The 25652-nt window shown below is 72.1% G+C and carries 22 protein-coding genes and 2 pseudogenes; 14 read left to right on the top strand and 10 right to left on the bottom strand.

Annotated elements, in window-relative coordinates; all coding sequences use genetic code 11:
- Nucleotides 1-29: 29 nt before the first annotated feature.
- The 4 genes from CLT71_RS19760 (at nt 30) to CLT71_RS19745 (ending at nt 3051) form a co-directional block, all read left to right on the top strand.
- The gene (locus CLT71_RS19760) at nt 30-434 is read left to right on the top strand and encodes a DMT family transporter (RefSeq protein WP_101368410.1); all 405 of its coding nucleotides are present in this window, start codon (nt 30-32) and stop codon (nt 432-434) included.
- Between the two features lie 261 nt (nt 435-695).
- Nucleotides 696-1211, top strand: a complete 516-nt coding sequence (locus CLT71_RS19755) for a DUF2231 domain-containing protein (protein ID WP_101368409.1) — start codon at nt 696-698, stop codon at nt 1209-1211.
- A 102-nt stretch (nt 1212-1313) separates the two neighbouring features.
- Entirely contained in the window at nt 1314-1913 is a 600-nt protein-coding gene (locus CLT71_RS19750; protein ID WP_101368408.1) for an Hsp20/alpha crystallin family protein, read from the top strand.
- A gap of 22 nt (nt 1914-1935) precedes the next feature.
- Nucleotides 1936-3051 carry a glycosyltransferase family 9 protein gene (locus CLT71_RS19745; RefSeq protein ID WP_101368407.1) on the top strand — a complete coding sequence of 372 codons (1116 nt, stop codon included), beginning with the start codon at nt 1936-1938 and terminating at the stop codon, nt 3049-3051.
- A 22-nt stretch (nt 3052-3073) separates the two neighbouring features.
- Here the strand turns inward: CLT71_RS19745 and CLT71_RS19740 are convergent, their stop codons facing one another.
- The 3 genes from CLT71_RS19740 to rfaE2 all read right to left on the bottom strand — a co-directional run bounded on the left by CLT71_RS19740 (nt 3074) and on the right by rfaE2 (nt 8658).
- The gene (locus tag CLT71_RS19740; protein ID WP_143743514.1) at nt 3074-5497 is read right to left on the bottom strand and encodes a tetratricopeptide repeat protein; all 2424 of its coding nucleotides are present in this window, start codon (nt 5495-5497) and stop codon (nt 3074-3076) included.
- A 72-nt stretch (nt 5498-5569) separates the two neighbouring features.
- Nucleotides 5570-6517: a glycosyltransferase family A protein gene (locus CLT71_RS19735; RefSeq protein WP_101368405.1), complete on the bottom strand. Its 948-nt coding sequence runs from the start codon at nt 6515-6517 to the stop codon at nt 5570-5572.
- A gap of 26 nt (nt 6518-6543) precedes the next feature.
- Nucleotides 6544-8658, bottom strand: coding sequence for a D-glycero-beta-D-manno-heptose 1-phosphate adenylyltransferase (gene rfaE2, locus CLT71_RS19730; RefSeq protein WP_101368404.1), 2115 nt, complete (start codon nt 8656-8658; stop codon nt 6544-6546).
- A gap of 178 nt (nt 8659-8836) precedes the next feature.
- On the opposite strand from rfaE2, the gene CLT71_RS19725 reads away from it, so the two are divergent.
- Together CLT71_RS19725 and CLT71_RS19720 are read left to right on the top strand one after the other, a co-directional pair.
- Nucleotides 8837-9385 (top strand): type 1 glutamine amidotransferase domain-containing protein, encoded by a 549-nt coding sequence (locus CLT71_RS19725; protein WP_101368403.1) that lies wholly within the window; start codon nt 8837-8839, stop codon nt 9383-9385.
- Between the two features lie 174 nt (nt 9386-9559).
- Nucleotides 9560-11188 (top strand): MDR family MFS transporter, encoded by a 1629-nt coding sequence (locus CLT71_RS19720; RefSeq protein ID WP_101368402.1) that lies wholly within the window; start codon nt 9560-9562, stop codon nt 11186-11188.
- 27 nt (nt 11189-11215) lie between these two features.
- Here CLT71_RS19720 and CLT71_RS19715 read toward each other — a convergent pair whose 3' ends face one another.
- Nucleotides 11216-11710: an NUDIX hydrolase gene (locus CLT71_RS19715; protein WP_486483355.1), complete on the bottom strand. Its 495-nt coding sequence runs from the start codon at nt 11708-11710 to the stop codon at nt 11216-11218.
- 55 nt (nt 11711-11765) lie between these two features.
- Between CLT71_RS19715 and CLT71_RS19710 the strand changes: the two are divergent.
- From CLT71_RS19710 to CLT71_RS19695, 4 genes and pseudogenes are all read left to right on the top strand, one after another.
- Nucleotides 11766-12829, top strand: a pseudogene (locus CLT71_RS19710) (AMP-binding protein).
- Nucleotides 12830-12925: 96 nt separating this feature from the next.
- Nucleotides 12926-13837 (top strand): NADP-dependent oxidoreductase, encoded by a 912-nt coding sequence (locus tag CLT71_RS19705; protein ID WP_101368401.1) that lies wholly within the window; start codon nt 12926-12928, stop codon nt 13835-13837.
- Between the two features lie 121 nt (nt 13838-13958).
- Nucleotides 13959-14462 (top strand): RNA polymerase sigma factor, encoded by a 504-nt coding sequence (locus CLT71_RS19700; RefSeq protein ID WP_486483354.1) that lies wholly within the window; start codon nt 13959-13961, stop codon nt 14460-14462.
- A gap of 51 nt (nt 14463-14513) precedes the next feature.
- Nucleotides 14514-15860: a hypothetical protein gene (locus CLT71_RS19695; RefSeq protein ID WP_101368399.1), complete on the top strand. Its 1347-nt coding sequence runs from the start codon at nt 14514-14516 to the stop codon at nt 15858-15860.
- Between the two features lie 34 nt (nt 15861-15894).
- Here CLT71_RS19695 and CLT71_RS19690 read toward each other — a convergent pair whose 3' ends face one another.
- Nucleotides 15895-16920, bottom strand: a complete 1026-nt coding sequence (locus CLT71_RS19690; protein WP_101371608.1) for an NADPH:quinone reductase — start codon at nt 16918-16920, stop codon at nt 15895-15897.
- Nucleotides 16921-17377: 457 nt separating this feature from the next.
- Here CLT71_RS19690 and CLT71_RS19685 point away from each other — a divergent pair, with 457 nt between their 5' ends.
- Nucleotides 17378-19093, top strand: coding sequence for an acyltransferase family protein (locus CLT71_RS19685; protein WP_143743513.1), 1716 nt, complete (start codon nt 17378-17380; stop codon nt 19091-19093).
- A 61-nt stretch (nt 19094-19154) separates the two neighbouring features.
- Here the strand turns inward: CLT71_RS19685 and CLT71_RS19680 are convergent, their stop codons facing one another.
- Both CLT71_RS19680 and CLT71_RS19675 read right to left on the bottom strand, forming a co-directional pair.
- Nucleotides 19155-19982, bottom strand: a complete 828-nt coding sequence (locus tag CLT71_RS19680) for an FkbM family methyltransferase (RefSeq protein WP_101368397.1) — start codon at nt 19980-19982, stop codon at nt 19155-19157.
- Between the two features lie 456 nt (nt 19983-20438).
- Nucleotides 20439-21278: an SDR family NAD(P)-dependent oxidoreductase gene (locus CLT71_RS19675; RefSeq protein WP_101368396.1), complete on the bottom strand. Its 840-nt coding sequence runs from the start codon at nt 21276-21278 to the stop codon at nt 20439-20441.
- 75 nt (nt 21279-21353) lie between these two features.
- On the opposite strand from CLT71_RS19675, the gene CLT71_RS19670 reads away from it, so the two are divergent.
- A complete protein-coding gene (locus CLT71_RS19670) occupies nt 21354-21851 on the top strand; it encodes a winged helix-turn-helix transcriptional regulator (protein WP_101368395.1) in 498 nt (165 codons plus the stop codon).
- Here CLT71_RS19670 and CLT71_RS38125 read toward each other — a convergent pair.
- Together CLT71_RS38125 and CLT71_RS37510 are read right to left on the bottom strand one after the other, a co-directional pair.
- Nucleotides 21791-22117: an Mth938-like domain-containing protein gene (locus CLT71_RS38125; protein WP_486483698.1), complete on the bottom strand. Its 327-nt coding sequence runs from the start codon at nt 22115-22117 to the stop codon at nt 21791-21793. The genes CLT71_RS19670 and CLT71_RS38125 overlap by 61 nt on opposite strands.
- A gap of 24 nt (nt 22118-22141) precedes the next feature.
- Nucleotides 22142-22798 (bottom strand): annotated as a pseudogene (locus tag CLT71_RS37510) (HAD family hydrolase); the annotation flags it as partial.
- A gap of 112 nt (nt 22799-22910) precedes the next feature.
- On the opposite strand from CLT71_RS37510, the gene CLT71_RS19660 reads away from it, so the two are divergent.
- Nucleotides 22911-23342 carry a hypothetical protein gene (locus tag CLT71_RS19660; RefSeq protein WP_143743512.1) on the top strand — a complete coding sequence of 144 codons (432 nt, stop codon included), beginning with the start codon at nt 22911-22913 and terminating at the stop codon, nt 23340-23342.
- Between the two features lie 182 nt (nt 23343-23524).
- Nucleotides 23525-24454, top strand: coding sequence for a DUF5995 family protein (locus tag CLT71_RS19655; RefSeq protein ID WP_101368393.1), 930 nt, complete (start codon nt 23525-23527; stop codon nt 24452-24454).
- Nucleotides 24455-24473: 19 nt separating this feature from the next.
- Here CLT71_RS19655 and ku read toward each other — a convergent pair whose 3' ends face one another.
- Nucleotides 24474-25493, bottom strand: coding sequence for a non-homologous end joining protein Ku (gene ku / locus CLT71_RS19650; protein ID WP_101368392.1), 1020 nt, complete (start codon nt 25491-25493; stop codon nt 24474-24476).
- Between the last annotated feature and the right edge of the window lie 159 nt (nt 25494-25652).

Genomic DNA, 25652 nt, shown 5'->3' with positions numbered 1-25652 from the left:
CCCCTTCGTTATCCGGAAAGGACTGACCCATGACCGCGACAGTTGCCAGGCACAACACAAAGGCCGGAGCCTGGCTCGTGCTGCTCCTGGCCGGAGCCTTCGAAGTCGGCTACGCGCTCAGCGTTGGAGGCAGCAGAGGATTCACCGTGCTGAGCTGGTCCATCTCCGCCGTCGTGTTCTTCCTCCTGACGCTCTTCTGCCTCAGCGTCGCCCTGCGGAACATCGATGTCGGGATCGGTTACGCCGTCTGGGCCGGCATTGGCGCCGTCGGCGCGGCCGTCCTCGGTCCGGTCTTCTTCGACGAGTCACTCACACCCACCCGGGCGTTCTGGCTGGCTGTGATCATCGCGGGAGTCGTCTGGCTGAAGCTCGCAGACAGCGCCAAGCTCGAAACAAAGAAGACCCGGGCGGCGGCGTACGACGCCATGCCGTGAAGCATCCGTAGGCGAACGCCGGTGCGGCGGCCCAACCGGAAGGAATCTCGTAGGGGTGAGACTCCGGCCGCTTTCCGAGGGCCGCCGGTACCGACATTCGGCCCGAAATAGCGGAACACCCCGGCACGGAGGGTTAGAGGGCGGACAATTCGGGTACAGCAGCGCCAGCAGTATGCGGAGACGTCGACCTGAAGCATGACGAGGACGTCGGGTAGGACGGCTGCGGCGCCGGAATCCGCTGAGCCCTGGGAGGCGACGATGATGGAGAGCCGATTCAAGGTGCTTGGGCACCCGGTCCATCCGATGCTTGTGATGTTCCCGATCGCCCTCTTCGTCTCCGCCACGATCTTCGACGTCATCGACGTGGCCGGCGGCCCGGACTTCCTCGGTGAGCTGGCGTACTGGAACATTCTGGTCGGCCTGATCGGCGGGGTACTGGCGGCGGCGGCCGGCGCGGTGGACCTGCTGGCCGTGCCGTCCGGTACCCGGGCCAAGCGGGTGGGGGTGGCGCACGCGGCGACCAACCTCGCCGTACTGCTGCTCTTCGCCGCCGTCTGGGCGGTACGGCTGGCCGCCGACACCCGGGAGGCCGGCGGTGCCCTGGTCGCGATCGAGGTGGTGGCGGTCGCCGGTGCGGGACTCGGCGCCTGGTTCGGTGGCGAACTGGTGGACCGGCTCGGCGTCGGGGTTGACCCGGACGCCGACCTGAACGCGCCGAGTTCGCTGCGCCCCCGGACGACCGCCGCCGCGTCGGCGGACCGAACCGAGGAGCGGTGACCCGCGCGGGCGACGACCGGGCCGACCGGGGTGATCGCTACGGGGATTCCGGGCGGGTCGATTCGACGAGTGGCAGGACGCGACGGGAGGGAACACGGCGGCATGGATGAGCCAGGACGTGGCAGCGGGGACCGGGGCTGGGATCCGCGCGGTGAGTTGCAGGCACTCCGGGCGGAACTCGGCCGGCTGGTCGGCTCCGCGCTGGTCGGCGGCCGGGGTGGGCAGCCCGACGTCGAGCTGACCCCGAACGACGACGGCTGGACTGTGGTGGCCCGGCTGCCCGGGGTGGCTCCGGAGGAGGTGGCGCTGGAACTCGACGACCGCGAGCTGTGCATCCGGGCCCGTTCCGAGGCCGAGGTCAACGCCGATCACGGGATGGCCGGCAGCGGATCGCAGACCCGGGCCTTCGAGCACCGGGTGCAGTTGCCGGCGCCTGTCGACCCGGACCGGATCGACGCCGTGATGGACCACGGCCTGCTCACGGTCGCGCTGTCGAAGGCACCCCGGCCGGGTCGGCGGACCATCACTATCGGCAGCCGGCGCCACGACCCGGGCCAGCGCGCCGGGGGTACCGGAGGCCAGCGCGCCGGGGGCACGGCCGGAGCCGGCGTCCGGCCCGAGACGGTGGACCCGGCCGCTGACCGGGAACTGCACCGCCCGGACACCGCCGCTGGTACCCCGTCCACCGGATTCACGGGCTGAGCGGGCGGCGGAACCGGACCCGATGATCGGCAAGGTGCGCGACCTCGTCGGTGACGTCGAGCGGATCGCCGTTCTCCGGGCCAACGCGCTCGGCGACTTCATTTTCGCGTTACCGGCGCTCGACGCGCTGCGGGCCGGTTATCCGGATGCCGAACTGGTGCTCATCGGCGCGCCGTGGCACGAGCGCCTGCTCCGGGACCGGCCCGGCCCGGTCGACCGGGTACTCGTGGTGCCGCCCGCGCACGGCATCCGGGTTGCCGGGGCGGACGAGCCGGAACCGTCGGCGGAGTCGATGGCGCAGTTCCTCGACGTCGCCCGCCGGGAGCGCTTCGACCTCGCGCTCCAGATGCACGGTGGCGGGGCGAACTCCAATCCGCTGGTCGCCGCGCTCGGTGCCCGGGTGACCGCCGGGCTGCGCAGCGAGGACGCCCCGCCGCTGGACCGCTGGCTGCGGTACGTCTACTACCAGCCGGAGGTGGTCCGCTACCTGGAGGTCGCCGGCCTGGTCGGCGCCAGTCCGACCAGCCTGGTGCCCCGGCTCGTCGCCACCGAGGCGGACCTGGCCGAGGCGCACCGCGTGCTGGGTGAGCCGGTAGGTCCCCGGATCGCCCTGCACCCCGGTGCGAGCGACCCGCGTCGCCGCTGGCCGCCGGAGCGCTTCGCCGAGGTGGCCGACCACCTGGCCGACGAGGGGTACGAGGTGCTGGTGACCGGTACCCCGGACGAGCGTGACCTTGCCGCGCAGGTGGTGGCGGCGGCCCGGCTGCCGGTCCGCTCGGTGGTCGGCGAGCTCTCCCTCGGCGGCCTGATCGGCTGTTACGCCGGCTGCGAGGTGGTGGTCTCCAACGACACCGGGCCGGTGCACGTCGCCGCCGCACTGGACACCCCGACGGTCGGCATCTTCTGGGTCGGCAACCTGATCAACTGTGCCGTCCCGCTGCGCGCCCGGCACCGGCCGATCGCCTCGTGGACCCTCAACTGCCCGGTCTGCGGCCAGGACTGCAGCCGGGAACTCTATCCGGCCCGGGACGGCGGGCCGGCCTGCCCGCACCGGGTCTCCTTCGTCACCGACGTACCGGTGGTGGAGGTGCTGGCCGCGGTGGCCGACCTGACCCGCCCCGGCGACAGGTCGAGCTGAGCGGGCGGTAGACCCGGCCCGGTCAGGGGTGGCCGCGGTGCCAGGTCACCTCGGGAAAGTGCTCCCGGACCTGGTCGGCGAAGCGCGGGAAGTTCTCCCCGGTCAGTCGATCACCCCAGCTGGCCAGCAGCTCGCCGAACGAGGTGGCCCGCTCGCCAGGTGAGACGTACAGCCACCCCTCCGCGTCCTCGCCGTCGCCTCGGGGGCGCAGGTTGACGTACACCTCGTCGTCGTGTTGCCCGACGATGAGCCGCCCGGCCGGGCAGGGGTACTCAAGCGAACTGAAGCGCCCGATCGAGATGGAGAACTCGTCGGGACGCCAGCCGGCCCGGCGCAGCGCCTCGGCCATCCCCCGGTGCATGCCCGGCTTGTCGTCGTCCGAGTCCGGCCACGGGTCGACCAGGTCGACGAAGCGCTTGTCCTCGCGCAGCGCGGCGAAGTCGTCGTCGGCACGGATCTGCGGCCGCAGCGAGCTGTTCAGCTCCAACGCCTTCGCGATGTCGGCGAGCGCCGGTTCCGGCCGACCGGTCAGGGCATAGCCGCAGGCCCGGGTGTAGAAGGCGTTCGCGTGCTCGGGTAGCAACCGGACCGCCTCGGTGGCGGCGTCGATCGACTCCTGGTGTCGCCCCTCCTTGACGGCGAGCAGCGCCAGCACGTACCAGCCCCGGCCGTACTCCGGCAGGGTCCGGGTGGCGTACCGGCACACCTCCAGCGCATGCTCCTTCCGGCCGGTCGCGTGTAGCACCTCCGCGTACTGGACGTACGCCGGGCCGCTGGCGAAACCCAGTTCGCCGCAGCGCAGGAACGCCCGCCCGGCCTCGTCCGGGTCGGCGATGCCGATGGTCGTACCCCGAAGCAGGTGCGCCGGCCCGTGGGCCGGATCCCGCTGGACCGCCGCGGTGAAACTCTGTGCCGCCAGGTCCCGCCGGTCGTCGGCGAGGGCGGCGAGGCCACGTTCCCACCACAGTTCGGCGGTGTCGTTGCCCGGTTGGCTGAGCAGCCCTTCGATCGTCTCGATCGCCCGGGGCAGCGGGATGGTGATGTCGTCGTCGAGGTCCGCGATGGGGAAGACGACCGGCTCCAGTTCGTCTTCCCCCGGCTGGTACATCGCGCAGCAGAGGTCGAGCGCGGCGACGAACCGCATGAACGTCTCGGCGTTCACCTGGCGCGTCCAGGTAGCGAGCACGTTCAGTACGTCCGTCATGCGGTCCCGGGGGGCGACCCGGGCCGGCTCCGTCACGTCGAGGACGAACTCCGCCTCCGCGCCGGACCCGCCGGCCGGATCGTCGGGCAGCGTCACCGTCAGGGTCAACGCCTCCGGCAGTGGGTCGATCCGGTGGTCCAACCGGAGCACGGCGCCGAATCCGTTCCGGACGTGCCGGCTCGCCACGCACCCCTTCCGGTCCGGTGCCGGGCTCCAGCCCGCCGGGCCGAGGATCCGGGCGAGCGACTCCGCACGCTGCTCGACGCCGGCGGCCAGGGCGATGTCCCGGGTCTGGTTTCCCGGCCGGATCCGGTGCCAGCGCTCGTCGCTCTCCGCGAACACCTGGGGGTACGCGCCGAGCAGGGCCTCCATGAAGTCCCGCCACGTCTCCGGGGTGATCGCCTGCTGCCAGTGCGTGAGCAGGCCGATCAGCCGGTCGGCGTGTTCCGGGCGGGTCAGGCCGTCGATCCGGAACCGGATCTGGGTGTCGTCGATGATCAACCGGACCCGGGTCTCCGACTGGTTGACCCGACCGACACTGAGCCGCACCGGTCCGGCGTCCAGATAGAAGTCCTCCAGGACGTCGAAGATCTGGGCCTCTTCCGGGCTACGCCGCCAGCCCGTCCGGGACAGCTCCCGCCACAGCCGGTCGGTCACCTCGTCGAGGTAGGAGATTTCGACGTCGTCCTCGTCCGGGGCGTCGTCGTCGGATGTGGAGACGCTGCCCGGGTCGGCTCCGTCGTCGGCGTCCGCCCCGGTCAGCAGCACCAGTCGGCCGTCCTGGTCGAGCCGGATCGGCATCAACCCGTTGGCCTCGTCGACGCCGAAGACCGGGCAGATCCTGACCAGGGCAGGCAGGACCCGGGCGAGCCGCTCCGCGTGCCCCTGTTCGGGGCCGTCCCGGAGTATGTCCAACACCTCGGCGAGCCTGTCGGAGGTCTCGCCGGCCGCTTCGTCCCGCCTCGCGGTGAGACCGAGGAAGTCGACGGCGACGGTGAACTGGCCGTCGTCGTGGTGCCAGACGAGTTGGAGGAACTCCGGCAGGACGCCGTTGCCGGTGATGACGTACTCACAGCTCGCCTGGGCGCCGAAGGACCGGCGACGCATGACCGCGACCCAGTCGCTGCTGATCCCGGCGTCCCAGAGCGCGTTGTCGGAGGTCCAGCCCGCCTGCCCCAGCACGCTCAGGATGGTTGCCCGGCGGTGGGCCTGGGCCGCGGTGAGCTCGTCGACGGAGGGCAACCCCTGCTCCTTCTGATGGCCGGCAGGCACGGGTGACGGGTTGCTCAACGTACATCATGGACGTTTGCAAGGTCATTCCGACCGCTCCTCGAGGAGCCCGGGCACCGCCTCCCAGGCTTCCATGGTCCGCTCGGTGACTGTTGTCGGCGCCTCCAGGTGGTACGCGCCGCTGGGCAGGACGCCGGCTCCGGCGTACCGGGCCATCACGGCGAGCTGGGCGGCCACGTCCTCGCCCTGGTGCCCCGGGTCGAGTCGGGTCCAGAAGTCGAAGCCGCCCGCCGCGCACAGGAGGGACCGGTCGTAGAGCACGCAGCCACCGATCCAGGAGACCTTGTACGCCCGCCACTGCCCGGCCGGCAGCCGGCGGTTCTCGGTCACGTGCAGCAGGTTCGCGGCCGAGTGGATCTGCGCCCGGTCCCACTCCGGCGTGCCGGGGTGCAGCCGTTCCGGCTTCGGCGGGCCGTCCCACTCGGCGTAGTGCCGATGCGTCCGCGGCCGTACGTCGTCCAGATAGGACAGTCCGTGCACCGCGTTGCCGACGAAGCCGCAGCCGAGTTCCCGGATCGCGGTGAGCAGCCGGTCGACGGTGCCGGGTTCGAGCCAGACGTCGTCGTCGAGGAAGAGCACGTACCGGGCGGCCGAGGCGTCCAGCAGATAGCCGCGGTGTTCGGCCAGTCCCCGCCGGGGCAGCCGCCGGGTGAGCAGCACCGGATGTCCCCGGTGCCGGAGTACCCGGACCATCGCCGCCGCCGCCGGATCGGCCCAGCCCGGTTCCCCGTCGGACTGGTCGCTGACCACCACACCGAATCCGTCCGACCCGTCCGGTGTGCCGCTCTCGGCGGGACGTTGGGCGGCCAGTCCGGCCAGGGTGACGGCGAGTTCGGCGGGGCGGTTCCGGGTCGGCACCAGCACGTCCAGCAGCCGGGGCACCCGGAACTCGGCCGCACTGCCCTGGTCGAGCGGCCGGTTGGTCGTCCTCGGCGCCGCGTCGCCGGAATCGGCCGGTGCAGCCGCGTTCACGCCGGAATCGCCAGGTGCAGCCGCGCTCACGCCGGGCGGCTCGACCTGGGCGCCGTGTCCCGGGTCTCCACCGAGGCGGGTACGCCCGCCTGGTTCCCGTCCGGCGCGTCGCCCGCCCCGCCCGGGTCCGGACCGGCGGTGACCTCGGACCGAGCCGCCGCCTGCCGCCGGTCGTCGCCGTGCGAGCGGATCCGGTCGATCACCGCCGAGGTGGACCGGTCGGGTACGTAACCCAGGGTGCGCACCTGGCCGCCGAGCCGGCGTACCAGCGGCGCCTCCGGGACCATGTCCGGCGGGTAGTCACCGCCCTTGACGTAGACGTCGGGGCGGACCGCCTCGATCAGCCCGGCCGGCGAGTCCTCCTCGAAGACCACCACATGGTCCACACAGGATAGTGCGGCGAGCAGTGCGACCCGGTCCTCCACCGGGTTCACCGGCCGGTCGGTGCCCTTGAGTCGCCGTACGCTGTCGTCCGAGTTGACCGCCACCACCAGCAGGTCGCCGAGCTGGCGCGCCTGGTCGAGATAGCGCACGTGTCCCCGGTGCAGCACGTCGAAGCAGCCGTTGGTGAAGACGACGACCCGCCCCTCGGCCCGGTGCCGCCGTACGAGTTCGACCAGGGCCTCCCGGTCGAGTACGGTCCCGACCGGTTCCTCGTCGGTCGCGCCCAGGGCGGCGAGCAGGTCCTCGCGCAGACAGACGCAGGTACCGGTGTCCGAGACGGTGGTGGTGGCGGCGAGCTGGGCCAACTGGGCGGCGGTGGGCAGCGGTGCGTTGGCGGCCAGCGCCAGTGTCATCGCGGCCAGGTACGCGTCACCGGCGCCCACGGCGTAACTCGCCGGTACCGGGGTGGCGTGGCTGCGCCGGGACCGCCCGTCGGCTCCGCCCACCACCGCGCCCTCGGCGTCCAGGGTCACCGCCACCACGTCGGCGCCGGTGCGTTCGCGCAGTTCGGCGAGGCGTGCCTGGGCGACCAGCGCCCGGCTGACGCCGCCGGCCGCGACCGGACGCCCACCGGCGGCACTCGACGTCTCGTCGCCGGCCACCACGATGTCGTCGCCGGAGACCCCGATCTCGTCACTCGTGACCGTGAGACCGTCCCCGCCGCTCGGACCGCCGACCTCGCCGCCGCCCGGCGACGTGACCTCCGGCATGGCCGAGCCGTCACCCTCCCGGCCGCCATCCTCGGCACCGCCGGAGGCGACCGGCGAACCGCCGCCCTCGGCGGCGCCCCTTCCACCCCTGGCCACAGTCGAGCGGTCGCCCTTTCCACTGTTGGCCACAGTCGAGGGATCGTCCTTGCCGGCGCTGGCCACCGACAGGGGGGCGTCCCTTCCGCCGGCGGTCACCGGCGAGGGGGCGTCCTTTCCACCGGTGGCGAACGTCGAGCCGTCCTCGGCGACGCTTACCCGGGTGCCGGCGACCGCCGATGTCGAACTGGCCGGGCCGGGCGAGACCGCCTCGTTCAACAGCCGGGTCGCCTCGGCGAAGCTCGGGGTCACCACGGTCGGGGCGAGGCCACGCCAGTAGGCGAGGTCGTGCGCGTCCAGGGCGACCGTGGCGAAGCAGTCGCGGTGCCGGACCAGCCAACCCCGTACCGCCTCGGGCAGGGCACCGAGTCCGTAGTCGCAGATCACCAGGGTCGGGGCCTGCCCGTCCCGGTCGGCCCGCAACTCCTCGGTCGCCCGGGCGAGCGCGTTGAGCATCCGGTGTACGCCCTCCTCGGGCAGCGTCTCGTCGGCGTCACCCTCGTCCTCGCGGAGCAGGATCTGGTCGGCGGCGAGCAGTCGCCGTTTCACCGGGGTCGGCCGGCCGGGCTGGCTGATGGTCCGGTCCCAGACGCCGGCCCGGTCCAGACAGTCGTGCAGTTCGTCACCTGCCACGTCGGCACCGACCGGGGCGACCAGCGCCGCCCGGCCGCCCAGCGCGGTGAGGTTGACGGCGGTGTTCGCCGCGCCACCGGCAGCGGTCAGCCGGCGACGCAGGGTCAACACCGGTGCCGGGGCCTCCCGGCACAGCCGGTCCGACTCGGCGAACCGCCATTCGTCGAGCATGGCGTCGCCGACCACGAGTACGCCCCTGCCGAGCCAGCTCTCCACCACCGAGGCCAACCGGCGCTGTTCAGATGCGTCTGTCGCCATGTGGCGCGGGTCCCCGGTGCCCGGCCGGGCAAACCTGCTCCCTGCCGTACCCGTGCGACTCGGTGACCGCCGTACGGCGGGTTTGGCATTTGTCATACCGGGAACGTCTTTTGGTTGAGACCTGACCAAACGGTTTCTCGCCACATACATCACCTTCTTCCCGGAAAGGAGAATCGAGATGACCGCGACATTGCAGGGCAAGCGCATCGCGTTCCTGGCCACCGACGGGGTGGAGGAGGTCGAGTACACCCGCCCCCGGGAGGCGGTCGAAGCGGCCGGCGGCCGGGCCGAACTGGTCTCCCTGGAAGGCGGCCGGATCCAGGCCTTCAACCACCTGGACAAGTCCGGGACGTACGAGGTCGACACGACCGTGGCCGAGGCGGACCCGGCCGGCTACGACGGTCTGGTGCTGCCGGGCGGGGTCGCCAACCCGGACGCCCTGCGGGCGAACCCGGACGCCGTCCGGTTCGTCCGGGCGTTCTTCGACGCCGGCAAGCCGGTCGGGGCGATCTGCCACGCGCCGTGGACGATGATCGACGCGGACGTGGTCAAGGGGCGCACCCTCACCTCCTGGCCGAGCCTGCGCACCGACCTGTCGAACGCGGGCGCGCACTGGGTCGACGAGGAGTGCCACGTCGACAACGGGCTGGTGACCAGCCGCAAGCCGGACGACCTGCCGGCGTTCTGCGCCAAGCTCGTGGAGGAACTGGCCGAGGGCCGGCACTGACGCATCCCCTGCTCGCGGTTCGGCGCTGGCCCCTCGGCCGGCGCCGAACCGTTTACCGAGCTGCCGAGTGTGCCGGTCGCCCGGGGAGCTGAAACCGCTCGGCACCTCTGCCAAGCAGGGCTAGGCCGGCACCAGCGGTAGGCATCTTCTGTGCCAACGGGGGGAGAAGGCACTATGACCACCGCTGAGGACGCGCGGCCGATCCTGACCCATCGGCAGATCCTGCTGCTGATGAGCGGTCTGATGACCGGCATGCTGCTGGCCGCCCTGGATCAGACCATCGTCGGAACGGCGCTGCCGACAATCGTCGGAGAACTCGGCGGGATCAACCACTACTCCTGGGTGGTCACCGCGTACCTGCTGGCGTCGACCGCCTCCACCCCGCTGTACGGCAAGATGGCCGATCTCCTCGGCCGCCGCCCGGTCTTCCTCTTCTCCATCGGTACGTTCCTGGTCGGCTCGCTGGCCGCCGGCTTCGCGCAGGACATGACCCAGCTCATCATCACCCGTGGGGTGCAGGGCCTCGGCGCGGGCGGTCTGATGACACTCGCCTTCACCATCATCTCCGACGTGGTCTCGCCCCGGGAGCGTGGTCGCTACCAGGGTCTCTTCGGTGCGGTCTTCGGGGTCTCGTCGGTGGCCGGCCCGCTGGTCGGTGGCTACTTCGCCGAGCACGACTGGCGATGGATCTTCTTCCTGAACGTGCCACTGGGGGTGGTGGCGATCATCGTCTGCTACCGGGTGATGCGGCTGGTCCCGTTCCAGCGCCGGCAGCACGCCATCGACTGGCTCGGCGCCGGCCTGCTGGTGGCAGCGGTGAGTTCACTGCTGCTCGCGCTGAGCTGGGGCGGCAACGAGTACGCCTGGGGCTCGGGGGTGATCATCGGGCTCTTCGTGGCCGGCGGGGTGCTCGGCGTACTCTTCCTGGTCCAGGAGGCCCGGGTGGCCGAGCCGATCCTGCCACTCAAGCTGTTCCGGCGGTCCACCTTCGCGCTGGCCAACGCCGCCGGCTTCATCCTCGGTCTGGTGATGTTCGGGTCGATCATCTTCATCCCGCTCTATCTCCAGATCGTCAAGGGCGCCTCGCCGACCGACAGCGGCCTGCTGATGCTGCCGATGATGGCCGGGGTGATCGTCACCTCGGTGCTCTCCGGGCGCGCGATGAGCCGGATCGGCCGGTACAAGTGGTTTCCGGTGGCCGGGGCGATCGTGCTGGTCGCCGGCATGCTGCTCTTCACCCGGTTGCAGGTCGACACGCCGCTCTGGAACGCCTTCATCTACATGGTGATCATCGGTGTCGGGCTGGGCCTCTGCATGCAGTCGCTGGTCCTCGCCGTGCAGAACGCGGTCGAGACGCGCGACCTCGGCGCCGGTACCTCGGCCGCCACCTTCTTCCGGTCGCTCGGCGGCTCGTTCGGGGTGGCGATCCTCGGTGCGGTGCTCTCGGCCGGGCTCTCCGGCGGGCTGGCCGACCGGCTGCCCGGGGCGATCGCCCAGCTTCCACCCGAACAGCGGGCGCAGTTCGCCGGCGCCACCAAGGAATTCTCGGTCAACGAGCCGTCCCGGATCCTGGCGCTGCCGGATCCGATCCGGGCCGCCGTCCAGGAGTCGTTCGTCGGCGCGCTGCACACCGTCTTCCTGGTCGCCGGGCTGATCGCCCTGCTGGCCGTGGCGGTCACCCTGGCGATGCCGAACAGCGAACTGCGTGGCGGCCCGCCGCCCGGCTCCGGGGAGCGGCTGGCCCGGGACCGGAAGGGCGACGCCGCGACCGAGATGGAGGCGAACGCCCAGACGCTGATCTGACCAGCGCTGACCCGGCGTCGACGCGGGCTACTTCAGGACGACCTGGCCGGTTCGCTCGAACGTGGCAAGGTCGTCCAGGGTCTCCGGCACCGTGCTGGAGACCGGCGAGGGCAGCGTCCGGGCCGAGAAGAAGCCGGCGCCGGTGGTCTCGTCGGTGCTGGTGAGCAACTCGCCGGACCACGCGTCGACCCGGAAGGCGACGACGAAGAGTTGGTACGTGTCGCCGTACATGTTGGTGAAGGTGCGCTCCGGGCCGGTGTACATGGCGAACGGGGTTACCTCGGTGGCGGTCAGCCCGGTCTCCTCCCACACCTCGCGGATCGCGCACTGGTCGATCGACTCGCCGAGTTCCATCGCGCCGGCCGGCAGCGCCCAGTAACCGTTGTCCGAGCGCTCGATCAGCAGTACCCGGCCGGAGGGGTCGCGTACCACGGCACGGGCGCCGACGAACATCAGTACGCGGTCACCGGCGAGGGCGCGAAGCTGACCGAGGTACGAATCGGCCCACGGGATACTGCTCATCGGCCCGCCTTCCAGGGGTGGTCGAGGTGTGAACTGCGACACTAGGTTGTGGTCCATGCGTAGCACGATGATGGACGCACCCCTGCTGATTTCCCGCATCCTCGAACACGGCAGCACCGTGCACGGCGACGCCGAGGTGGCCACCTGGCTGGGCGACGGCTCGCGCCGGATGACGTACGCCGAGGTGGGTGCCGCCGCAGCCCGGCTCGCGCACGCGCTCCGCGACGACCTCGGGATCACCGGTGACCAGCGGGTGGCGACCTTCATGTGGAACAACGCCGAGCACCTGGTCGGCTACTTCGCGGTGCCGAGCATGGGTGCGGTGCTGCACACGCTCAACATCCGCCTCTTTCCGGATCAGGTGGCCTACATCGCCAACCACGCCGAGGACCGGGTGGTGCTGGTCGACTCGACCCTGATCCCGGTGCTGGCCAGGGCGTTGCCCGAGATGTCCACTGTGCAGCACGTGGTGGTGGTCGGCGACGGCGACCCGGCCGCACTGCTGGTGGCCGGAGGCGGGCGGATCGTCGTACACCGGTGGGACGAGCTGCTGCGGGACAGGCCGGACCGGTACGACTGGCCGGAGCTGGACGAGCGGGACGCCGCCGCCCTCTGCTACACCTCCGGCACCACGAGCTGGAGGTCCGCGGCCCGTGGGTGACCGCCAGGTACGTCGGTGACGACGCACCGGACGCGGAGAAGTTCCGGGACGGCTGGCTGCGTACCGGCGACGTCGGCACGCTCTCCGCCGACGGCTTCATCACGCTCACCGACCGGGCCAAGGACGTGATCAAGTCCGGTGGCGAGTGGATCTCCTCGGTCGAGTTGGAGAACGCGCTGATGGCGCATCCGGCGGTGCTGGAGGCGTGCGTGGTCGGCGTACCGGACCCGCGCTGGGACGAGCGTCCACTCGCGACAGTGGTACGCCAGGAGGGCCCCGGGGTGGACGCGACGGAACTGCGGGACTTCCTCGCCGAGCGGGTGGCCGGCTGGCAGCTGCCGGAGCGGTGGGCCTTTGTCGACGCCGTACCGAAGACCTCGGTGGGCAAGTTCGACAAGAAGCGGGTACGCGCCGACTACGCCGCCGGCACCCTCGACGTGGTCGAACTTCCGAGCTGACCTCGTAGCTCGCCTCCGGGTACCCCGTCCGGTCGGCCCGTTGCCAAGCCGATGTTGCGGCGGGAAGGATGTTGACCACGCGGGAAGGGACGGGCGATGCGAGCGGTGGCGGTGACGGCACTGGGCGGTCCCGGTGTGCTGCGGGTGGTCGAGTGGCCGGATCCGACGGCCGGCCCCGGCGAGATCCTCGTGCGGGTACGCGCGACGGCGGTGCATCCCGCCGACCTCGCCGCCAGGATCGGGCGGATTCCCGGTGGCCCGGTCGAGCCGCCGTTCCTGCTCGGCTGGGACTTCGCCGGTGACGTGGTGGCCGTCGGGGAGGGAGTCACCGGACACCGCCTCGGCAGCCGGGTGGCCGGAATGGTGCCCTGGTATCTGACCCGGGGCGGGGTCGGGGCGTACGCCGAGTTTCTGGCCGCCGAACCGGACTGGCTGGTCGCCGTACCCGACGAACTGGACCCGGCGGAGGCGGCCACGGTGGGGCTCAACGCGCTGACCGCCCGGCAGGGGCTGGAGATGATGTCGCTGGCTCCCGGCTCGACGGTGCTGATCACCGGCGCCAGCGGCGGGGTCGGCGGCTTCGCCGCCCAGTTGGCGGCCCGGGCCGGGCACCGGGTGGTCGCGGTGGCCAGCTCCGACGACGAGGAGTGGGTACGCGGCCTCGGCGTCGCCGAGGTGCTGCCCCGCTCCGCCGACCTGGCCGGGCTCGGGGTCCCGGCGGTCTTCGACGCGGTGCCGGTCGGGGCGGCGGCCGGATCGGCGGTCGCCGACGGCGGCGTCCTGGTGACGACCCGGCCGGTCCCGCCGCTCGACCCGCCGCGCGACGTGCGCCAGCAGACGGTGCTGGTCCGGCTCGACCAGCCGATGCTCGCAGAGTTGCTGACCGAGGTGGCCAAGGGGCGGCTGCGGACCCGGGTCGCGGCCTCGCTGCCACTGGCCGAGGCGGCCCACGCGCACCGGTTGGTGGAGGCCGGACGCCTGCGCGGAAAGATCGTCCTCGTACCGTAGCGGCGCCGACCGCTCGATCCCTGCCGATTCGAATGTCACCGCACGGCCCGCCGAGAGGTCGTACTGGGTGAACCGATCGGTGGCAGGGGATGGTGTGGACGAACATCAGGCAATTCGAGAGGTGTACGCGGCTTCGGCGGCCCGGCTGGTGGCGCAGCTCTTCGCGGTCACGGCCGACTACGCCGAGGCGCAGGACGCCGTGCAGGAGGCGTTCGCCCGGGCGTTGAGTCGGGCGGGCCGGTTCCGCCAGCTCGACAACCCGGAGGCGTGGCTGCGTACCGTCGCGCTGAACGTGGCCCGGAGTCGCTTCCGGCGTCAGCTGCGGCTCGACCGGCTGCTCCGGTCCGGCCGGCTGACCGGCGCCGAGTCCGGTGCCCCGGAACTGTCGCCCGACCACGTGGCGCTGGTCGCTGCGCTGCAACGGCTGCCCCGGGCCACCCGGGAGACCGTGGTGCTTCATCACATCGGCGACCTGCCGGTGGCCGAGGTCGCCGCGACGCTCGGCTGCTCGGTGGAGGCCGTCAAGTCCCGACTGGTACGCGGCCGGCAGGCGCTCGCCGGGCAACTGGCCGAGTCGCCCCGGGCGGCCACCGGTGACGCCCCGGTCCGGACGAACCGCCGCTGACCAGTCCGATCTTCCCGACTTCACGTCACACACTCAAACCGGAGGATCCTCATGCCGGAACTCGACTTCACCGGCCTCGGCCGGGCGGCCCAGGCCGCGTTCAAGCCACACTTCGCCGAGGTGGAACGCCGGGCGCGGCGCCGACGGCGGCGTACCCGGGTGGCCGGGGTCGCCGGCCTGGCCGCCGTGGTCGCCGTCGGTGCCGGCCTGGTCTGGCGCGGCCTGCCGTCGGACGACGGCGGCGCCGACCGGATCGGCACGCTCGGCCCGCCGGTCCAGCTCGACCGCACCCCCGACTTCGTACCGACGCCGGACCCGAGCGCCTCGGCGCGCGGCGGTACCCCGGCCCCCGGCACGGTCAGCGGCCGGATGCTCGCCGGCGACCTGCGCCACCTCTACCTGCGGTACCGCGACTGCCAGGAGGACAACTGCGCGATCCGGCTCGCCGCCACCGCCGACAGCGGCGCGACCTGGAAGTCGTACCCGCTGCCGGTGCCGGACAACAGCCTGGTCAACCTGCGAGTGGTCGGGCCGCGGACGCTTGTGGCCGAGGTGCAGACCATGCCGAAGCGCAACGACGGGATGATCGACTCCGACCGGATCGAGCAGTTCGCGATCGCCAGCACCGACGGTGGGGTCAGCTGGCGGAAGATCCAGGTCACCGAGGTCGACATCCTGCCCAAGACGTACCGGCCGTTGGAGTGGACCCCCGACCTCGAGGGGCGCACGTTGGTCGGGGCTGACCCGGCGACCGGCGAGGTCGTCCGGTTGGCCACGAAGGCGCCGCTGCACCACACGCTGGTGCTCGAGGGCCGGACGGTGGAGGCCGGGTTGTGGGTGAGCGGCTGGACCGACCGGACCATCGGCTCGCGGCAGGAGGAGAACGGCACCGTCTCGGAGAACGTGGCCATTTTCAGCGGCAGCGCGATCAGCACCAGCTGGGACGGTGGGCGCAGTTGGCGGCAGTCGGTACTGCCAGAGGACATCTCGGCCGGCGGCAACTTCGGCGCGGCTGCCCTGGCCATCGGCGACAAGGTCGCGTACGCGGTCGGCCAGGTCGACGGCCGGTTGCGGGTCTACCGCAGCGTCGACCAGGGGCGGAGCTGGCAGCGTACGGCCGCGCGGGCCCAGGTCGGGGACCGGATGATCCACGCCGCGGTCCGGCCCGACGGTGTGTTGCTGATCCAGGCCGGCATCCTGGCCGGCGAGAACCCGGTCATGTTCCAGGGCCTCGACCAGGGTGAACGGCTCCGGGAGGTCCCGGTCGGGCCGGGCGCCTCGGCGGTACCCATCCCCAGCGGGTACGCCCAGACCGGCAACCAGGACTCCTCCGGTGGATGGCTCTCCCCGGACGGCCGCACCTGGTCGTACGTCGGTCCGCCCACGATCAACCGCTGACCCCGTCCCGCCATGCCGACCGGACCGGTGGTGATCAGGACTCGCTGGTCACCACCAGCACCTTGCCCACCGCCGAGTTCTGCACGGCGGTGTGCGCCTCGACCACCTCGTCCAGCGGGTAGTAGTGCAGTGGCAGACCCGCCTCGGCGCCGATCCGGAGCACCCCGGAGGACGCGGCGGCGGCGACGTCCGTCACGGCCTGCGCCTTGGCCACCGCCGGCAGGGTGTAGACCAGCACGAACTGCCAGCGGACGTTCGGCACCATCAGCGGCCGGACCGGCAGGGTGAGTTCGGCGCCACCGTCGTCGGCGTACACCGCGACCGCGCCGTTGGCGCCGATCACCTGGCAGTCGATCCCGGCGTTGCGGGCGGCGGAGACCTCGACGATCGCGTCCACCCCGTCCGGCGTGATCTTCCGGATCTCGGCCACCACGTCCTCTTCGCGGTAGTTGATCACATAGGAGGCGCCGGCCGCGACCGCGAGCTGGGCCTTCTCCGCGCTGCTGACCGTGGCGATCACGGTGGCGTCGGCCCACCGGGCGAGCTGGATGGCGGCATTGCCCACCGCACCCGCCCCGCCCTGGACCAGCACCGTACGCCCGGTGAGCGCGCCGACGTCGAGGTGGTCCGGCATCGTCTCGCCGACCGTCAGGCAGCGGTGCGCGGTCATGAACGGAATGCCGAGCGCCCCACCGAGGTCGAAGGAGGCCGAACCGAGCCGCACCACCTGCCGGGCCGGCACCACCGTGTACTCCGCCGCCGTGCCCCACGGCCGCTGCCAGGCCGCCTCCCAGATCCAGACCCGCTCGCCGGTCAGCTTCGCGTCGACACCGGTACCGACCGACTCGATGATCCCCGCCCCGTCCTGGTTGGGGATCTGCCAGCCGTGCCGGGGCGGCGTGCCGGAGCCGTCGCCCTGTCTGAACTTCCAGTCGGTGGGGTTCACCCCGGAGACGGCGACCCGGACCAGGACCTCACCCGGCCCCGGCTCCGGAACGGGCCGCTCCACCACCTCGAGCACGGACGGATCGCCGGTGCACTGGTAGACGGCCGCCCTCATCGTCGACTTCTCCGGTGCTGTCACGTCGATCACCTCTCGTCTCGATCCGCCCGGCCGGGCCGGCCACCCCTCGGGCTGCTGCCCGGCGGGCAGTGCGCCGCACCCGGGACGACCGATCACCATCTTGCTGCCCGTACGGGTGGATCGGCGGAGTTTCCGGCACCGGATCCGGGTGGGCGGGGTCACAAATCCGGCTCCGCGCCCGATCGGGTGCTCAGCGACGAGAAACACGCCGTGAAACCCCAGTCAGGGATCATTCAGGTTTGTCGGGTAGGACTGTTGGGCAAGGGTCCGTCTGTCAAAGGGCGCCGGCCTGCCGGGCGGGTTCGGCCGGAGGCGGCAGCCGGGCGGGCGGCGTTGACGCGGAGTCGACGGAGGCATTCCGGGGCGCCCGCGCCAGCGACGTACGAGCCGCCCTGACCGTCGGGCGGGGCCGACCGGAGACGTGGAGACGCCGATGCGAACCTCAGCCGAGCCTGCGGTGGCGGCTGCGGTCGCACCGTCGGCCGGGCCGGCCGAGGGCCGGGCTGCCGGGGGCTCGTCGGGGGGCCGGGACCGGTATCTGGACCTGTGGCGGGCAGCCGCGCTGGTCCGGGTGGTGACCTATCACGTGCTGGGCTGGATCTGGCTCACCGTGCTCTTCCCGGCGATGGGGCTGATGTTCGCGCTCGCCGGTTCGCTGATGGCCGGCTCGCTGGACCGTACCGGCTCGGGCGCGGTCGGGCGACGGTTGCGCCGGTTGCTGCCCCCGCTCTGGGGCTTCGGGGCGGTGACGCTGACGCTGCTGCTGGTCACCGGCTGGCGTACGGCGCCGACCGCCGCACTCGGCTGGGGCGAACTGGTCTGGTGGATCTTCCCCGCCCGTACCCCGCCGGTCGGCGACCAGTCGTGGGCCTGGGCCTACAACGTGGTGCTCTGGTACATCGTCACCTACCTCTGGCTGGTGCTGCTCTCGCCGGTGCTGCTCGCCCTGTTCCGCCGCTGGCCGTGGCAGAGCCTGGCGCTGGCCGTGGCACTGCCGATCGCCTTCCGGTTCGACATCGTCAACGTCGGCGGGTACTTCAACGAGCAGGCGCTCAACGTCAGCACGTACCTGGCCTGCTGGCTGCTCGGCTTCGCGCACCACGACGGGCTGCTGCGCCGGATCCCGGCCCGGCGGTACGCGATCGCCGTCGGGCTGCTCGCGGTGACCGGGGCGGGCTGGGTGCTCGCGGTCGGCTGGTCGACAGGCAACTACGACCTGAACCGGGTCGCGGGCGGCAACACCCTGTGGTCGATGGCGTTCGTCGCCACCGTGCTCCGGTTCCGGCCCCGACTCGACTGGCTGGGCCGGATCCGCCTGCTGGACCGCCTCGTGGAGCTGTTGAACGCCCGTGCGGTCACCATCTATCTGTGGCACCTGCCGCTCGGCGTACTGGCCGGGGCGCTGATCGCCCCGCTGGCCGTCTCCGGCTGGGTGCAGACCGTCACGGTCCGGCTGGCCGCCGTCTGGCTGCTGGTGGCGGTGGCGGTGGCGCTGTTCGGCTGGATCGAGGATCTGGCCGCCCGTCGCCGCCCGTCGCTGATGCCGGCCCGGGTCAGCCCGAACCGGCGCGGAAGGGCACCCGTCGGGACCACTTCGGTGGTGCCGGCGCCGGGGGCGCGGCGCTGGCACCGGGCGATGGCCGGCACCGTGGCGGTGCTGGCCGTCGGGATGGGCGTGATGGCGCTCAACCTCTGGCCCGGGGTGACCACCCGCACCCAGGCCCAGCCGTCCCCGGCCGAGGTCACCTACCACCTCTCCGACCTGCCCATGCTGCTGGACGGCGATTCGGAGCGGCCGTCGCCGACCCCGGCCACCGGCGCGAGCCCCGGCTCCGTCACCGTGCACGGCCAGGTCTATCCGCGTGCGGTGCTGACCGCCGCGCCGAGCCGGGTCCGGGTGCAGCCCCCCGTCGGCTGCGAGCGGCTCAGGGCCGTGATCGACGTCGGCGCCGATGACGTCGAGGTCGCCTTCGCGGTACGCGCTGACGACGTGACCGTCTTCGAGTCGGGCGTGCGCAGCCGGGCGGACAGTGCCGAGCAGATCGACGTGGCGATCGCCAGTGCCAGCTTCGTCGACCTGGTGACCAGCAGTCCGTCCGGTGGCGCGGTCGGGGTCTGGGCCGATCCGCAGTTCGTCTGCGCACCGTAGCTGTCGGGCGAGTGCCGGGGCGGCTGCTTTCCGCACCGTCTCCGCGCCGCCGGCCGGCCGGTCAGTCCGATCGGAGCACCACGTCCTTGCTGAGGTCGCCCCAGCCGGTCTCCCGGGCCCGGGCGACGGTGTCGCGCAGTTGCGACTCGTCCACCGACTGCTCCCGGCCGCCCTGCTGGAGGGCGACCGAGAAGTTGGCGCAGAGGTATTTCAGCAGGTCGTCGTCGGCGTGCAGGATCTCGCAGATGCCGGCGACGTGGCGGCGGTGGAACAGCCTGGCCATCCCCTCCAGGGCGGCCCGCTCGTGACCCTCCACGTCGATCTTGAACAGCAGCGAGTCGTCGTCGCCGAGCCTGATCCGCTCGTCCAGCCGGAAGCACTCCACCTCGACGCCCCGGTCGTTGCGCACCCGCAGTGACGCGACGCCGGTGTGCTCGTGCAGGTAGAGCCGGGCGGTGCCGGACCGGTCGCTGGCGGCACCGGCGTGCAGTACGGTGCCCGGGTAGTCACCGGTGGCCGCCGCGATCGTCTTGCGCAGCCAGGGCAGGACGGCCGGGTTCGGCTCGACCAGATGCAGCTCGCGGAGGCCGTAGTAGCAGGTCGAGAAGGCCACCTCGCCATAGTTGGCGCCGACGTCGACGGCCACGGTGGGCCGGATCTCGGAGACCAGGCGCCGCCAGGCCGCGACCGCCTTCCGGTCGAGGTTTCCCTTGTAGACGGCGAGTTCGGTGCCCCTGACGTCGGTGTGGTCGGCGTGCAGCACCACGCCGATCTCGTTGCGGAACGCCCCGTCCCGGGTGCGCAGGGCGATCCGGTGGGCGGCCCGGCGGACGTGGTGCGCACCGGACTGGTGAAAGGCACGGCGGAGCGTCGATCGAAAAGTTGACATACCGTTGACCGTTCTCGCTGATCGTTGGGGGTTGTCACATGTCCGGTGGACCTGCCGGCGCTCCCCGACGGTCCGGCGGCGGTGCCGGTCAGTTCCGTTGCGGTACGGGCGGTGCCGGGCGGGGCCGGTTCATCCGCCTCACGGTTCGCCCTCCAGCGACCTCCTCGAACTAGGGCCTGCTCCTCGGGCAGGTTACACAGACAATCACCCAGAGCAACAGACCCGATACGCAACGGAGTAGTACGCGGAAATGTCTCGGGTTTTCCCTGGTCGCAGCACAGGCGCGGAACACTCCCGGCGCACCCGGGCGTACGCCGCAGAAACCTCGATGTCAGACGCTGTTCCGCCCGGCTGGGGAGCCGCCCCGGGTACCCCGGCGGAGGTGACCGCCACCCCGGGCCGGCCCCGGCCGCCGGGCCGGCGCGGTCGGAAAACCGACAGCGGTTCGCGGGACCGTCAGGCGGCCGGTGCCGAGGTCAACCCGGCGAGAACACGGTGCAGACGAGCGGCGGTCTCCGGATCGAACTCGGGGCGGGTCAGGTCGACCGGCGTGTCCCGGCGGAAGGCCGAGAGCGGTCGGTCGGGCGGGTCGGCCAGCAGATCCAGCAGTGCCGGGGTGGCCTGCTCCACCCGCCTGGCGAAGAGCCGGGCCAGCACCCGGACCAGGGTCCGGGCCGGCTGCCGGAACGCGTCGGGCATCCCGGTGTCGACGAAGAGCGGGTTGTAGAGCACGTACCGGATTCCGCTGGCGCCGTGCCGGGCCGCGAAGGAGACCCCGAGCAGGTCGTTGGCCCGGGCGCCCTGCATGGTGGCCCGGAAGGCGCCGTACCGGTGTCGCAGTTGCAGGTCGTCCCAGTGGATCCGACCCGCCCGGATGCCACCGGTGCCGCAGAGGTTCAGGATCACCGGCCGGTCCGCCCGGCCGAGTGGCTCGAGCAGCAGCTCCGGCAGCAGGAATCGGCTGAGTACGTACAGCGCGAAGGTCCGCTCGAAGCCCTCCACGGTCTCGGCACGCCCCCGGGGGTAGCGGCCGGCGCAGAGCACCAGCGCGTCGATCACCTCGTACCGGGCCCGCAGTTCCTCGGCGAGCGCGGTCGTCGCGGCCATCGAGGCCAGGTCGACCCCGTGCACGGCGAGCCGGTCGGCGTACCCCCGTCGGGCCGCCTCGGCCCGCAGCGCCGCGCCGGATCCTTCGGCACTGCCGATCGCCACCACCCGGGCCCCACCTTCGAGGAGCTGCCGGGCCAGCCCGGCCCCGATGCCCCGGGTACCTCCGGTGATCAGCACTGTCCTCATCCGTCGTCTCCTGTTCCCGTCGCCGATAACCTTGATCCTCGGCTTGCTGACGGACGGGTGAAAGAAGGCACATTGATGTCCCCTGACGAGGCCCTGGCCGACGCGTCGGCCCCGGATCCACCGCCGAACCCGGTGGTCGACATCCGGGTGCCGGTCACCGAGGCGGACCGGGCGGCCTGCTCGGCACCGGACGTGCTGCACCGGGTCGGTGACAAGTGGAGCGTGCTGGTGCTGTCGCTGCTCAGCCGGCGCAGCTACGGCTTCAACGAGCTGGACCGGGCCGTCGTCGGGCTCAGCCGTCGGATGTTGACCCGTACGCTGCGCGGACTGGTGCGCGACGGACTCGTCAGCCGTACCGGCCCGGTGGCGGTCGCCGGCCGGGTCGAGTACGCCCTCACCGGCCTGGGGCACTCGCTGCTGCCGCTGGTGATCGCGCTCGGCGAGTGGGCGGTGGCCAACGAGGCCGCCATCAGCCGGGCGCGGGCCCGGGACGACGCCCTGACGGTTGCGGGTCAGCAGGTGGAGTGGAAGAGCCCGCCGACCGGTTCCCCGTCGGCGGCGAGGGCGTTGTAGAGCTCGACGGCCTCCTCGGTCCGGGCCACCTGCACCTCGACCGCCCGTTCCTGGAGGTACCGCAGCGTCGCCGGGTCGACCTTGAGCCGCCCGTCGAAACCCTCGGAGAGCACCACCCGGGTGGCCCCGTTGTCGAGCAGTTCCTCGACGTCGGCCGGCTGGATCCCGGGCTCGTGCCGGGTGCCGGTCTCGGTCCAGTCCCAGGGCCGGCCGCCGCCGGGATGGAGCTTGAAGTCCTTGCCCTCGCCGAGCCCCTGCACGGTCATCCGGCCCCAGGAGATCTCCTGGATCCTGGGCGACCGGGCCGCCGGCACCGTCTCCTCGGTGAGGTCGGCGACGTGTGACAGCACCATCGTGGCGAGCTGTTCGGCGTCCGGGTCGAGCGGGTACGACCCGTGCGGGACCGCCACCACCCGCATGCCGGCGGCGGCGGCCGAGCGTACCCCGTTGCTGGAGTCCTCGACCGCGACGCAGCGACCGGCCGGCACGCCGAGGCGCTGCGCGACCGCCAGGTAGGCGTCCGGGGCCGGCTTGCCCCGGGGCACCTCCTCGGTGGAGAGCGTCACCCGGAACTCCTCGGTCAGCCCCATGGCCGCCAGCGCCACGTCGATCAGCTGGCGCGGGGACGAGCTGGCCAGTCCGAGCGGCCAGCGCCGGGCGAGCCGGCGGACCACCTCGGGCGCGCCGTCGATCACCGGCAGGCTGCGCTGGTACTCCCGGGCCATCGCGTCGATCACGTCGGTGGCGATCTTCTCGGGGCCACCCGGTACGCCCAGTTCGCCGAGGTAGCGGGTCCATTCGCCGGTGTTCATCCCCATCAGCCGGCGCTGGGTGTCGGGCTGCCACCGGCCGCCGGAGGCGTCGACGTAGCGCCGTCGGACCCGCTCCCAGACCGGCTCGGAGTCCACGAGTACGCCGTCAAGGTCGAAGATCACCGCATCAGCCACGGGCTCCATCCTGCCCCAGCCGGCCGCCACCGGCCGACCTACCTCCGCTCCCACCCGCGAGCGGTGCGCCAGCTGACTCGGCGCCGGACGCGGCCGGCCGCATACTGTCTCCGTGGTTGATGATCTCAGTGCGGAAGTGCAGCGCGCCGCGGCCGGTCTGGTCGAGGTGACGCGGGGCCGGGCCGGCGGCGGACTCGACTATTCCGAGAGCAGCCTCGGCACGGTGGAGGAACTGCTCGCCGAGGCGTCCGAGTTCGCCGGGGACATGTCGCCGGACGAGGTCGACAACGTCGCCCGGCAGTTCGGCTGCTACGTCCTGGAGGTCGGCCGCAGGCAGTTCGGCGGCCGGTACCTGTGGCACCCGGACCGTGACGCGCCGGTCCTGGTGGTCGGTGAGCCGACGTTCCGGATAGCGATGCTGAGCTGGGACAAGACCAGGGGACGTCTGTCCGGGGACCCGGCCGACAACCTGCCGTTCTTCTACGCGGGGTTCGCCGACCGGGTGCGAGGTGCGTCCCCCGGTGACGACGCGCTCTACGTCTGAGCAGCCGGTCCATCCGCTTCGGCGGCGGGCGACCGGTGCCTTCCCAGGCCGGCGCGACCTGCCCGAGCCGGCGAGCGGGTCGGGAGGGCCGAGTCGGGTATCGGACCAATGTTCCTGACTCGCCACTCAGATTAGGAATGATGGCTGGCATCGACGCTGATCATCACTCTGAGGGGGCGGACATGGGACGACGGGCGGTCAGGGCGCTGTTGGTGGCCACGCTGGGCGTGACCGGAGTGCTCCCGCTCGCCGGTCCGGTCGCCGCCGCACCGGCACCGACCGGACCGGGCGGGACGGTGGCGCGGGTCGTCGTCCCGGAGACCTGCCCGGACGGCGGGGCGGGCTGTGTGGACGACACGATCGCCCGACTCCGGGAACGGTTCGCCGCGCTCGGGCGCTCCTGCGACCACCACGCCACCTTCACCCTCGCCTATCTGCGGACCACCCAGGGCTTCAAGTGGGGACGGGACCAGGACGGGTACTTCGCCGACAACGCCTGGGTCAACCGGGAGGGCGCGCTCTTCGCCGAGTACTACTACCGGGCGTACGACGACTGGGCCGCCGGGCGGCGCTCCGCCGTACCGGGCGCCTGGCTTACCGCCCTGGACGCGGCCCGGTCCCGCCGGCTCAACGGCGCCGGTGACCTGCTGCTCGGAATGAACGCGCACATCAACCGGGACCTGCCGTACGTGCTCGAACGGGTCGGGCTGACCGCGCCGGACGGCAGCAGCCGGAAACCCGACCACGACAGGGTCAACGAGATCCTCGCCGAGGTGATGGACCCGCTGCTGGCCGAACTGATCGCCCGGCTCGACCGGGACGGTTTCGACACCGGCATCCCGACCAGTACCGCGCTCGGGCTGCTGGTCAGTTGGCGGGAGCAGGCCTGGCGCAACGCCGTCCGGCTGGCGAACGCCCGTACCCCGTTGGCCCGGACCCTCGTCGAGCTGGACATCGAGTCCAGCGCGGTGGCGATCGCCACCGGAATCGCCACGCTCACCAGCTACCTACCGCCGTTCACCGGCCCCGCCCCCCGGGCCGGGTACTGCGCCACGCACAACGCCGACGCCCCGCCGGTGGCGTACCCGTTCGGCGTACCGCCGGCCTACTGAGGCGGGGCGGGCAGGGCGGTCAGGCGGACTTGCGGGGAGCCTTCTTCGGGGCGGCCTTCTTGGTCGCGGCCTTCTTGGCCGTACCCGACTTCGACGCCGTCTTCTTGGCCCCGGCGGCCTTCTTCGCCCCGGTGGACTTCTCCGCCGTCTTGCTGGCCGCCTTCTTCGCGCCTGTCGCCTTCTTCGCCGCAGCCGCCTTCGCGGACTTGGCCGACGAGATCGGGGTGGGCTGGCCGGCGCCGGCCCCGGCCGGCTCCTCGCCCCGGGCGGCGCGGGCCCGGTCCACCGACGCCCGCAGCGCCGCCATCAGGTCGACCGCCGCCGCCGGTGCCTCCTCGACCTCCTCCGGCTGCACCACCTCCCGGCCCTCGACCTTGGCGTCGATGACCTCCTGGAGGGCGGCCCGGTAGTCGTCGGTGAAGACGTCCGGCTCGAACTCGCCGGCCATCGAGTCGATGAGCGAACTCGCCATCGCCAGCTCCGGCGGGCGCACCTTGATGTCCTCGTCCAGGAAGCCGAAGTCGGGGCGGCGGATCTCGTCCGGCCAGAGCATGGTGTTGAGCAGCAGCACGCCCTCCCGGACCCGCAGGGTGGCGAGCTGCTCCCGCTGCCGCAGCGCCACCTTGACGATCGCCACCCGCTCCGAGTCGGTGAGCGCGTCCCGGAGCAGCACGTACGGCTTGGCGGCCGCGCCGTCCGGCTCCAGGAAGTACGCCTTGTTGTAGAGGATCGGGTCGACCTGCTCGGCCGGGACGAACTCCAGTACGTCGATCGCGTGCGAGGTGCTCAGCGGCAGCTCGGCGAAGTCCTCGTCGGTGAGGATGACCATCTCGCCGCCGCCGATGTCGTACCCCTTGGCGATGTCGTCGTAGCTGACCTCCTCGCCGTCGATCGAGCAGACCCGCTTGTACTTGATCCGCCCGCCGTCGGTCCGGTGCACCTGGTGGAACCGGATGTCCTTCTCCTCGGTCGCCGAGTAGACCCGTACCCCGATGGAGACCAGTCCGAACGAGACCGCTCCGCGCCAGATAGCCCGCATGATCTCGTACCTTCCCCTCTCCGGGCGGATATTCACCCCGTCGAGTGAAAGTGCCCCCGAGCAGCGGGTATCCCCACCGTTTGCCGGTGGGTGACGACCCGTTCGATCCAGGATCGCACCGGATCGAACCGGGCGCGAGTGTTTCGGCGTGGACCTAGA

Source organism: Plantactinospora sp. CNZ320, from assembly GCF_002846275.1.
The sequence above is the reverse complement of the archived record's forward strand: the minus strand, read 5'-3'. Positions and strand labels throughout refer to the sequence as shown.

Excerpts from the sequence above, each read along its gene's own strand:
- CLT71_RS19760 (WP_101368410.1), top strand. The coding sequence starts at position 30 with ATGACCGCGACAGTTGCCAGGCACAACACAAAGGCCGGAGCCTGGCTC.
- CLT71_RS19755 (WP_101368409.1), top strand. The coding sequence starts at position 696 with ATGGAGAGCCGATTCAAGGTGCTTGGGCACCCGGTCCATCCGATGCTT.
- CLT71_RS19750 (WP_101368408.1), top strand. The coding sequence starts at position 1,314 with ATGGATGAGCCAGGACGTGGCAGCGGGGACCGGGGCTGGGATCCGCGC.
- CLT71_RS19745 (WP_101368407.1), top strand. The coding sequence starts at position 1,936 with ATGATCGGCAAGGTGCGCGACCTCGTCGGTGACGTCGAGCGGATCGCC.
- rfaE2 (WP_101368404.1), bottom strand. The coding sequence starts at position 8,658 with ATGGCGACAGACGCATCTGAACAGCGCCGGTTGGCCTCGGTGGTGGAG.
- CLT71_RS19725 (WP_101368403.1), top strand. The coding sequence starts at position 8,837 with ATGACCGCGACATTGCAGGGCAAGCGCATCGCGTTCCTGGCCACCGAC.
- CLT71_RS19720 (WP_101368402.1), top strand. The coding sequence starts at position 9,560 with ATGACCACCGCTGAGGACGCGCGGCCGATCCTGACCCATCGGCAGATC.
- CLT71_RS19715 (WP_486483355.1), bottom strand. The coding sequence starts at position 11,710 with ATGAGCAGTATCCCGTGGGCCGATTCGTACCTCGGTCAGCTTCGCGCC.
- CLT71_RS19705 (WP_101368401.1), top strand. The coding sequence starts at position 12,926 with ATGCGAGCGGTGGCGGTGACGGCACTGGGCGGTCCCGGTGTGCTGCGG.
- CLT71_RS19695 (WP_101368399.1), top strand. The coding sequence starts at position 14,514 with ATGCCGGAACTCGACTTCACCGGCCTCGGCCGGGCGGCCCAGGCCGCG.
- CLT71_RS19690 (WP_101371608.1), bottom strand. The coding sequence starts at position 16,920 with ATGAGGGCGGCCGTCTACCAGTGCACCGGCGATCCGTCCGTGCTCGAG.
- CLT71_RS19685 (WP_143743513.1), top strand. The coding sequence starts at position 17,378 with ATGCGAACCTCAGCCGAGCCTGCGGTGGCGGCTGCGGTCGCACCGTCG.
- CLT71_RS19680 (WP_101368397.1), bottom strand. The coding sequence starts at position 19,982 with ATGTCAACTTTTCGATCGACGCTCCGCCGTGCCTTTCACCAGTCCGGT.
- CLT71_RS19675 (WP_101368396.1), bottom strand. The coding sequence starts at position 21,278 with ATGAGGACAGTGCTGATCACCGGAGGTACCCGGGGCATCGGGGCCGGG.
- CLT71_RS19670 (WP_101368395.1), top strand. The coding sequence starts at position 21,354 with ATGTCCCCTGACGAGGCCCTGGCCGACGCGTCGGCCCCGGATCCACCG.
- CLT71_RS38125 (WP_486483698.1), bottom strand. The coding sequence starts at position 22,117 with ATGACCGTGCAGGGGCTCGGCGAGGGCAAGGACTTCAAGCTCCATCCC.
- CLT71_RS19655 (WP_101368393.1), top strand. The coding sequence starts at position 23,525 with ATGGGACGACGGGCGGTCAGGGCGCTGTTGGTGGCCACGCTGGGCGTG.
- ku (WP_101368392.1), bottom strand. The coding sequence starts at position 25,493 with ATGCGGGCTATCTGGCGCGGAGCGGTCTCGTTCGGACTGGTCTCCATC.